General features: G+C 77.0%; 1 protein-coding gene. It reads right to left on the bottom strand.

Annotated features, from left to right (window positions below):
* Positions 1 to 1,050, bottom strand: a 1,050-nt coding sequence (locus tag CCN72_RS37645; protein WP_107430323.1) for a hypothetical protein, incomplete at both ends; no start/stop codon positions are given.

Here is a 1,050-nt window from a genome sequence, read left to right as displayed (position 1 = left end):
CCGCCCCTACTGGGACGCCGGACCCGCCTACGGCCCCTGGGTCCGGCGTCCCAGTAGGGGCGGCGGCCGTGCTCGGTGTCGACCTCGCGGATCACGGGATCGCGGCCGTCGGCGAGACGGGTGGCGTCGGCGGCGCAGACCGGCACCTCGCGCGGGGCGCCACTGGGCGGGCTCCAGGCGGCGTCGGCGACCGAGGGGCCGTGGCGGGGGTCGAAGAAGCAGGGCGGGCGGCGCTCGGGCAGCGGGCGGCCCGCGCGGCGCGCGGCCAGCTGGGTGAGGGAGAAGCGGCCGTCCTCCAGCGCCTCGGTGACCGGCCGGACGTCCTCCGGCCTGCCCGCCTCGGCCATCCGCTGCTTCGCGCTCTCGTAGGCGTCCAGGGCGCGCTCGTAGTCACCGCGCATCGCGTCGTCCGCGCCGGGTTCGGCCGGGTGGAAGTCGAGGCGGTCGAGTTCCTCGCCGAACGCGGTGATGTCCTCGTCCACCACCACCCGCAGCTGCTCCAGGGCGGCCCGCTGCTCCCGCTCGCGCCGTCGCCGGCTCCGCCGTACCAGCGTGTACGCGCCCGCGGCGCCCGCCACCAGTACCGCGGCGACCGCGATCAGGCCGGTGCCGGAGCCGGCCCCGCTGCCGGCGGCGTGCCAGCTGCGGGGCGCGCGGCCGCCCATGTTGGCCAGCGCGCGGTCGGTGAAGTCGGTGAGCTGGGCCTTGGTGTCCTCGCCGTGGACGCTGGTCACCAGGTTCTGCCGGGCGGTCGGCGACATCACGGAGGCGTCGGCGCGGGCGTCGAAGCGGTCGCCGAGCCGGATGCCGTACAGACCGGTGATGCCGGTGGCGGCGCGCAGGTCGGGGAACAGGTTCGTGGTGGGGTAGCCGGCCGGGAGGACGGCGATGAACAGCGGTTTGTTCGCGTCCTTGATCCGTTTCGCCAGCGCGTCGGCGTCCGCGCGGGACAGCTGGGCGGAGGCGGCCGGGTCGACGTAGACCGGGCCGGAGCGCAGGGCGCGGGCGATGGTGGAGACGCCGGTGTCCGCGCTCGCCCCGGGGGCGAGC

Origin of the sequence: Streptomyces murinus, assembly GCF_002154555.1 — a bacterium.
GTDB classification, from domain to species: Bacteria; Actinomycetota; Actinomycetes; order Streptomycetales; family Streptomycetaceae; genus Streptomyces; species Streptomyces murinus.
This window is presented reverse-complemented; position numbering and strand designations above follow the sequence as displayed.